A 7,983-nucleotide genomic window follows, 5' to 3' on the forward strand; every position below is an offset into this window, starting at 1 on the left:
CGTACTTGAAAGCGTAGCGGCTGGCGTTGGAGACGGGCATGAGTTCGATGACGCCGATCTCGGAGTGGTTGGCGACGCGGGCGGACTTGTCGAATTCGGGCCAGCGGATGAAGTCGGCCTGTATGGTGTCGGCCAGTTCGCCGAGGAAGGTGTCCACGCCGATGGTTTCGACCAGTTCGGACATGGTGGGTACGTCTATGAAGCGCGTCATGGGTGTCTCCTGATGGATGTTGTTTCATTATCGAAGTCCTTGTCGCCATAATGAAGATCTCAATCTGTCAGAAATATCGATAGCGTTGGCAGATTGTTTTGTATGATTGCCATTTTGTTTTGTCTGTTGGGGAAATCATGGACGATACCGACCGCGAACTGATCTCGATCCTGCGGGACAATGCCCGCACGCCGGTGGTGGCGCTGGCCAAGCGCCTGAGAGTGGCCAGGGCGACAGTACAGAACCGGATCGCCCGGCTGGAACGGGAAGGCGTGATCGTGGGCTATACCGTCCGGTTGCGGCCGGATGCGATGGAGCATGGCATCCGGGCCATGACCAGCATCGAGATCAGTGGACACCATGCCGACGAGGTCATGCGTGCATTGCGTGGTCATCCCAATGTGACGGCCATTCACTCTACCAATGGCCGCTGGGACATGATGGCCGAGCTGCGCACGGATACGCTGGAAAGCTTCGACAAGGTACTGAACTCGATACGCTCGATTCCGCATATCGCCAATACGGAAACCAGCATCCTGCTGTCGACCTACAAGGTCTGATCCGGACGCATGCCGACCTTCTTTTTGCGGTGGGCGTACGCCTCTTTTTTGAACAGATTGTTTTTGATGATCGGCGATATGCAAGCATATCTTGTTAAAAAGTCATATTGTCCCGTTCAAATTGGCAGGCTATTGGGAAAAAATAGCCTCTCCATTCCGTTCAAGAAAAGGAACACGGCATGACTTCCCTGCTTTTCCATCCTCCCGCCACCCTGATCGGGGTGCCGACCGATGTCGGAGCCGGCCGGCTGGGTGCGGCCATGGGGCCGGATGCCCTGCGCGTGGCCCAGCTTGGGCCGGCATTGCAGCGCCTGGGCATGGATGTCCTGGATATCGGCAACCTGTCGGGGCCACCCAATCCGCGTGGCGAACGCGATCCTGCAGCCCAGGGGCTGCGCAACCTGCCGGAGTGCATCGCCTGGAACCAACTGGCGCATGATGCCGTCCTGGCCCAGCTCGGGCTGGGGCGCATTCCGATCATGCTGGGTGGCGACCATACGCTGGCCACCGGCTCGATCAGTGCCGTGGCCCGTCATTGCCGTGCCGTGGGCAAGCGGCTGCGTGTGCTCTGGCTCGATGCGCATTCGGATTGCAATATCCCAGAGATCTCGCCCAGCGGCAATGTGCACGGTATTCCTGTCGCCAGCCTGTGCGGGCTGGGGCCAGTCGAGCTGGCCGGCATGTCGGGCAGTGTGCCGGCGCTGGAGGCTGCCGATATCCGTCAGGTCGGACAACGCAGCGTGGATGATGGCGAAAAGCGCATGGTGCGCCAGCTCGGGCTGGAGGTCTATGACATGCGCAGCATCGACGAACTCGGCATGAAGGAGGTCATGCACCGGGTGCTGTCGGGCATCGAGGGCGAGCAGAACAGCGACGTGCACCTGCACGTGAGTTTCGATGTCGATTTTCTGGACCCGGAAATCGCCCCGGGCACGGGCACGACCGTGCGCGGCGGGCCCAGTTATCGCGAAGCACAGTTGTGCATGGAGATGATTGCGGATTCCGGGCGGTTGTCCTCGCTGGACATCGTCGAGCTGAATCCTGCTCTCGATATCCGCAACCAGACTGCCGAACTGGTGGTGGATCTGGTCGAGAGCCTTTTCGGCAAGAGCACGCTGGTCAGGACACGGGATCGGGGCGGTCGATGACTTCCTTGCGCTAACGCCATAACGGGGCCGTCCTTCCGGAGACAAAAGGCACGGACCTCTTAAAATATGCAGGCGATGATGAAAAACAAGATGCAAACAGAATGCAGGTCGGCCGCTGCCCGGCCGACGACAAACCCAGATGCGGTGGATGACCCGGCCGAGGCCCCACACCTGCAACGCAACCTCAAGGCCCGCCACCTGACAATGATCGCGATCGGCGGTGCCATCGGCACCGGGCTGTTCGTGGCGTCGGGCGCGGCGATCGCGCAGGTCGGGCCGGGTGGGGCGCTGCTGTCTTACCTGGTCATTGGTGTGATGGTTTATTTCATCATGACCAGCCTGGGAGAGCTGGCTGCCATCATGCCGGTATCCGGCTCGTTCGCGACCTATGGTGCACGCTATGTGGAGGAAGGTTTCGGCTTCGCCCTGGGCTGGAACTTCTGGTATTCGTGGGCGATCACGGTGGCGGTCGATCTGGTGGCGGCGCAACTGGTCATGGCCTACTGGCTGCCGGAGGTGCCGGGGATCGTCTGGAGCGCCCTGTTCCTGGGACTGATGTTCGGCCTCAATGCAATCTCGGTCAAAGGGTTTGGAGAAAGCGAATTCTGGTTCTCCATGATCAAGGTGGTGGCGGTGATCGTGTTCATCATCACGGGCGTGGCCATGCTGGCCGGTATCGTGCGTGGCGGCGAGGGCGGTGGCATCGGCCTGTGGAGCGTAGGGGAAGCACCCTTCGTCGGCAATTTTGCGACGCTGCTCGGCGTCGCCATGATCGTGGCCTTTTCCTTCCAGGGCACGGAGCTGATCGGCATCGCAGCCGGAGAATCCGAAAATCCCCGGGTCAATGTGCCCAAGGCGGCCAAGCAGGTGTTCTGGCGCATCCTGCTGTTCTATGTGCTGGCCATCCTGGTCATCAGCCTGCTGATTCCCTACACCGATCCACAACTGTTGCGCAACGATGTCGCCGATATCAGCGTCAGCCCGTTCACGCTGGTGTTCGAACGGGCCGGTTTGCTGTCGGCGGCGGCGGTCATGAATGCCGTGATCCTGACTTCGGTGCTGTCAGCGGGCAACTCGGGCATGTATGCGGCCACGCGCATGCTGTTCAACCTGGCAGTGGAGGGCAAGGCCCCCAGGCTGCTGGCACGTCTGACCCGCCATGGCGTGCCGCTGCATGCCCTGCTGGCGACAACGGCGCTGGCGGCACTGTGTTTCGTCAGCTCCATCTTCAGCCCCAAGGAAGTCTATATCTGGCTGCTGAACATGGCCGGCATGACGGAGTTCATCGCCTGGCTCAGCATCTCGCTCAGCCATTATCGCTTTCGCAAGGGCTATGTCATGCATGGCTATGACGTCAACGACCTGCCCTACCGGGCCGGGCTGTTTCCATTCGGTCCGATCTTTGCCTTCGTGCTGTGCCTGATCATCACGCTGGGGCAGAACTACCAGGCCTTCCTGCAGGATCGCATCGACTGGGGCGGGGCGATTGCGACCTATGTCGGCATTCCCCTGTTCCTGCTGATCTGGTTCGGCTATCGGCTGAAACGCAAGAGCCGCTTCGTGCGATATGCCGACATGACCTTCCCCGAGGCAGAGGCCGATCTGCGCCAGCGTCTCAGCGCGCCTGCCGCAGGTCCAGGGCCATCGAGTTCTTGACTTCCTCCATCACGGCGAAAGTCCGTGTCTCGCGCACGCCGGGCAACTGCCACAGTACCCGCCCGGCAAAATCGCGATAGGCGTCCATGTCGTCATGGCGGGTCTTGAGCAGGTAGTCGAAGCCGCCGGCCACCATGTGGCACTCCATGATCTCGCGGCGATCCTGTACTGCCAGCTTGAACTGGTCAAATACATTGGGTGTGGTGCGATCGAGCAGCACTTCGACGAACACCAGCAGGCCGGCCTTGAGCTTGCGCGGGTTGAGCCGTGCCTCGTAGCCGAGGATGTAGCCTTCGCGCGTCAGGCGCTGCACACGCGCCAGTACGGCGGTGGGTGACAGCGCCACGGCCTCGGCCAGCTTGGTGTTGGGAATGCGCCCGTCCTTCTGCAGCAGCTCGAGGATGCGCAGGTCGATCTTGTCGAGGGTGTATACGTCGTCCGCCATGATGAATTTCTCACTATTTTGATGTGCAAATATAGTGAGAAATATAAAACACTTTGCTCGATAATTCGCGATCATGAGGCAGACGTTGCCTTTTTATTGACGATGGATCAATTCATGCTCAACCCGACTCCTCTTTCTCCCGCACAGCAGCAGCCGGCTGGTGCAGGCGTTTTCGACGATGTGACTCCCCTGGTGCCGCAGTCGGCGCTGCGCGCCGCGATGACGCGCGCCTGGCGTCGCCCCGAGACGGAGGCCGTGCCCTGGCTGCTGGAGCAGGCACGACTGCCGGCCGATGTGGCCGAACGGGCCCAGGCACTGGCCCTGCGCGTGGCGCAGGCGCTGCGCCAGCGCAAGACGGCGTCGGGCAAGGCCGGTCTGGTGCAGGGGCTGTTGCAGGAATTTGCGCTGTCGTCGCAGGAGGGGATCGCCCTGATGTGCCTGGCCGAAGCGCTGCTGCGCATTCCCGACCGGGCCACACGCGATGCACTGATTCGCGACAAGATCAGCCATGGCAACTGGAAAGAGCATGTCGGCCAGAGCCCGTCGATGTTCGTCAACGCGGCGGCCTGGGGATTGATGCTGACCGGCAAGCTGGTCGCTACCCACAGCGAGCAGGGGCTGAGTGCCTCGCTGGGTCGTCTGATCGCCCGTGGCGGCGAGCCGCTGATCCGCAAGGGCGTGGACATGGCCATGCGCATGATGGGCGAACAGTTCGTGACCGGCGAGAACATGCCCGAGGCATTGCGCCACGCACAGTCGCTGGAGGCGCAGGGTTTCCGCTATTCGTATGACATGCTGGGCGAGGCCGCCCTGACCGCTGCCGATGCGCAGCGCTACTACAACGACTACGAGCAGGCCATCCATGCCATCGGCAAGGCCTCCAATGGCCGGGGGGTCTATGAAGGGCCCGGCATTTCGATCAAGCTGTCGGCGCTGCATCCACGCTACAGTCGTGCCCAGGTCGAGCGCGTGCAGGATGAACTGTACCCGGTGGTTCTGAAGCTGGCGCGGCTGTCCAAGCAATACGACATCGGCCTGAACATCGATGCCGAGGAAGCCGATCGCCTCGAAATCTCGCTCGATCTGCTTGAACGCCTGTGCTTCGAGCCTGATCTCAAGGGCTGGAAAGGCATCGGTTTCGTGATTCAGGCCTACCAGAAGCGCTGCCCGTTCGTGATCGACTATGTGATTGACCTGGCCCGCCGCAGCGGCCAGCGGCTGATGATCCGCCTGGTCAAGGGGGCCTACTGGGACAGCGAGATCAAGCGCGCCCAGCTCGACGGCATGGACGGCTATCCGGTCTACACCCGCAAGCCCTACACGGATCTGTCCTATGTGGCCTGCGCCCGCAAGCTGCTGGCCGTGCCGGAGCTGATCTATCCGCAGTTTGCCACCCACAACGCCCAGACGCTGGCCACGATCTATGAACTGGCCGGCCCGTCGAGCTACTACAGCGGGCAGTTCGAGTTCCAGTGCCTGCACGGCATGGGCGAGCCGCTGTACGAGCAGGTGGTCGGCCCGGTGGCCGAGGGCAAGCTGGGACGCCCCTGCCGTATCTACGCGCCGGTCGGCACGCACGAAACGCTGCTGGCCTACCTGGTGCGCCGCCTGCTGGAAAACGGTGCCAACACGTCCTTCGTCAACCGCATTGCCGACCAGGATATTGCCCTGGAAGAACTGGTGCAGGATCCCGTGTCGCTGATCGAGGCCATGGGCCGCGAAGATGGCCGGATCGGCCTGCCGCACAAGGGCATCCCGCTGCCGGTCGACCTGTACGGTACGGCACGTGTCAATTCCGGTGGCCTGGACCTGGCCAATGACCAGCAACTGGAAGCGCTGATCGGTACGCTGCGCCAGGCGGCCACGGCGACGCTGGCCATCGGTCCGATGATCGCTGTTGACGAAGCTCCGGGCGAGCAGCAGCCCGAACCGGTGCTGAACCCTGCAGACCATGCCGACCAGGTCGGGACGGCACGCAAGACCAGTCCGCAGGAAGCCGATGCTGCCCTGCAGGCTGCTGCCGACTTCTTCCCGCAATGGGCGGCCGTGCCGCCGTCCGAGCGTGCCGCCATGCTGGAGCGCGCCGCCGACCAGATGGAAGCCGAACTGCAGCCGCTGATGGGCATCCTGGTGCGTGAAGCGGGCAAGACCTACGCCAACGCGATTGCCGAGGTGCGCGAGGCAGTCGATTTCCTGCGTTATTACGCTGCACAGGCGCGCAACCAGTTCGACAATGAATCGCACCGGCCGCTGGGCCCGATGGTCTGCATCAGCCCGTGGAACTTCCCGCTGGCGATCTTCACCGGTCAGGTGGTGGCGGCCCTGGTGGCCGGCAATACCGTGCTGGCCAAGCCGTCCGAACAGACGCCGCTGATTGCTGCGCAGGCCGTGCGCATCCTCTGGCAGGCGGGGGTCCCCAAGGCGGCCGTGCAGTTGCTGCCGGGGCGTGGTCGCGTGCTGGGTGCGCAACTGATTGGCGATGCCCGCGTGCAGGGCGTGATGTTTACCGGTTCGACCGAAGTGGCGCATGGCCTGCAGCAGACGCTGGCGCAGCGCCTGGGCGCACATGGTCAGCCGGTGCCGCTGATTGCCGAAACCGGTGGCCAGAACGCCATGATCGTGGACTCGTCGGCGCTGACCGAGCAGGTCGTTCAGGATGTACTGGTTTCGGCCTTTGACAGCGCCGGCCAGCGTTGCTCGGCATTGCGTGTGCTGTGTGTCCAGGAAGATGCCGCCGACCGTGTACTGACCATGCTCAAGGGAGCCATGGAAGAGTTGCGCCTGGGTAATCCGGTGCAGCTTGCCAATGATATCGGTCCGGTCATCGATGCACGCGCACAGCGGACCATCGACGAGCACGTCGCGCAACTGCGCGCCAAGGGCCGTAAAGTGCACCAGTTGTCGCTGGGCGGCGAGGTTGCCCGCAAGCCGGTGATGGCAGGTGGTACCTATGTGCCGCCGACCCTGATCGAACTGCCCGACCTGTCCGACCTGACGCGGGAAGTGTTCGGTCCGGTGCTGCACTTCGTGCGTTATCGCCGTGACCAGCTCGACAGCATCCTGAAGCAGATCCGCGAGACCGGCTATGGCCTGACCATGGGCCTGCATACCCGTATCGATGAAACCATCGCGCACGTGGTGGGGGCGGCGCACGTGGGCAACCTGTATGTCAATCGCAACACCGTGGGGGCCGTGGTGGGCGTGCAGCCCTTTGGCGGCGAGGGACTGTCGGGCACCGGCCCCAAGGCCGGCGGTCCGCTGTATCTGTACCGGCTGCTGGCGCAGCGTCCGGATGCCGTGCTGTCCAGGCCGTTCAACACCGGTGCGTCCGAAACCACGCTGGCGACCGATGGTGCCGCACAGGCACTGGCACAGTGGCTGCACCAGCATCCTGAACTGGTACCCGCCCAGGCACCGATGCCGTTTTTCAGCGGTGGCAGCTATGTACTGACCGGCCCGACCGGCGAGCGCAACGTCTATACGGTGCTGCCGCGCACGGCCGTGTTCGGCGTGGCGACCGATGACCGTGACCGGATCGCGCAACTGGCCGCCGTGCTGGCGGTGGGCAGCCGCATGGTGTGGGACAGCCGCGATGTGGCGGCACGTGCCCTGCTGCAGCGCCTGCCGGAAGGTGTCCGCACCCGCGTGACGCTGACCGACGACCCGTCGCGTGCCGATTTCGATGCCGCCCTGCATCATGGCGACACCGAGTCGCTGCAGCGCCTTCAGGCGGACATTGCGCAACGCGAAGGCGTGATTGTCGGCATCGTCCACCTGCAGCCGGGCGATGCGGCCGTACCGCTCGAGCGCCTGGTGATCGAGCGTGCCCTCAGCGTCAATACAGCGGCAGCCGGTGGCAATGCCAGCCTGATGACGATGGCGTGATGGTGGTGGTAGCGTAGCGTGCCGTGGGGGGGGATTGGGTGGGAGGCACACCTCTCTTCCTCCCCTTCTTTTTTTTTT

Annotated in this window: 5 protein-coding genes and 1 pseudogene; 4 read left to right on the forward strand and 2 right to left on the reverse strand. The window is 63.0% G+C overall.

All coding sequences use genetic code 11. From position 1 onward, the window contains the following. A pseudogene (locus tag ABN482_RS15570) lies at positions 1–211 on the reverse strand (ornithine cyclodeaminase); the annotation flags it as partial. A 137-nt stretch (positions 212–348) separates the two neighbouring features. On the opposite strand from ABN482_RS15570, the gene ABN482_RS15575 reads away from it, so the two are divergent. From ABN482_RS15575 to ABN482_RS15585, 3 genes are all read left to right on the forward strand, one after another. Beyond that, complete coding sequence (locus tag ABN482_RS15575) at positions 349–771, forward strand: Lrp/AsnC family transcriptional regulator (protein ID WP_109062090.1); 423 nt, start codon at positions 349–351, stop codon at positions 769–771. Between the two features lie 179 nt (positions 772–950). Further along, positions 951–1,919 carry an arginase gene (rocF, locus tag ABN482_RS15580; RefSeq protein WP_349504836.1) on the forward strand — a complete coding sequence of 323 codons (969 nt, stop codon included), beginning with the start codon at positions 951–953 and terminating at the stop codon, positions 1,917–1,919. A 90-nt stretch (positions 1,920–2,009) separates the two neighbouring features. Continuing rightward, entirely contained in the window at positions 2,010–3,575 is a 1,566-nt protein-coding gene (locus ABN482_RS15585) for an amino acid permease (protein WP_349504837.1), read from the forward strand. On the opposite strand, the gene ABN482_RS15590 is transcribed toward ABN482_RS15585, so the two are convergent. Beyond that, entirely contained in the window at positions 3,535–4,020 is a 486-nt protein-coding gene (locus ABN482_RS15590) for an Lrp/AsnC ligand binding domain-containing protein (protein WP_349504838.1), read from the reverse strand. The two genes, ABN482_RS15585 and ABN482_RS15590, sit on opposite strands and share 41 nt — an antisense overlap. A 114-nt stretch (positions 4,021–4,134) precedes the next feature. Between ABN482_RS15590 and putA the strand changes: the two genes are divergently transcribed. After that, a complete protein-coding gene (gene putA / locus ABN482_RS15595) occupies positions 4,135–7,905 on the forward strand; it encodes a trifunctional transcriptional regulator/proline dehydrogenase/L-glutamate gamma-semialdehyde dehydrogenase (protein ID WP_349504839.1) in 3,771 nt (1,256 codons plus the stop codon). The last annotated feature ends 78 nt before the right edge of the window (positions 7,906–7,983 follow it).

Origin of the sequence: Corticimicrobacter sp. (assembly GCF_040137905.1) — a bacterium.
Taxonomy (GTDB): domain Bacteria; phylum Pseudomonadota; class Gammaproteobacteria; order Burkholderiales; family Burkholderiaceae_B; genus Corticimicrobacter.

Coding starts and splice junctions, on each gene's coding strand:
- ABN482_RS15575 (WP_109062090.1), top strand. CDS start 349: ATGGACGATACCGACCGCGAACTGATCTCGATCCTGCGGGACAATGCC.
- ABN482_RS15590 (WP_349504838.1), bottom strand. CDS start 4,020: ATGGCGGACGACGTATACACCCTCGACAAGATCGACCTGCGCATCCTC.
- ABN482_RS15585 (WP_349504837.1), top strand. CDS start 2,010: ATGCAAACAGAATGCAGGTCGGCCGCTGCCCGGCCGACGACAAACCCA.
- putA (WP_349504839.1), top strand. CDS start 4,135: ATGCTCAACCCGACTCCTCTTTCTCCCGCACAGCAGCAGCCGGCTGGT.
- rocF (WP_349504836.1), top strand. CDS start 951: ATGACTTCCCTGCTTTTCCATCCTCCCGCCACCCTGATCGGGGTGCCG.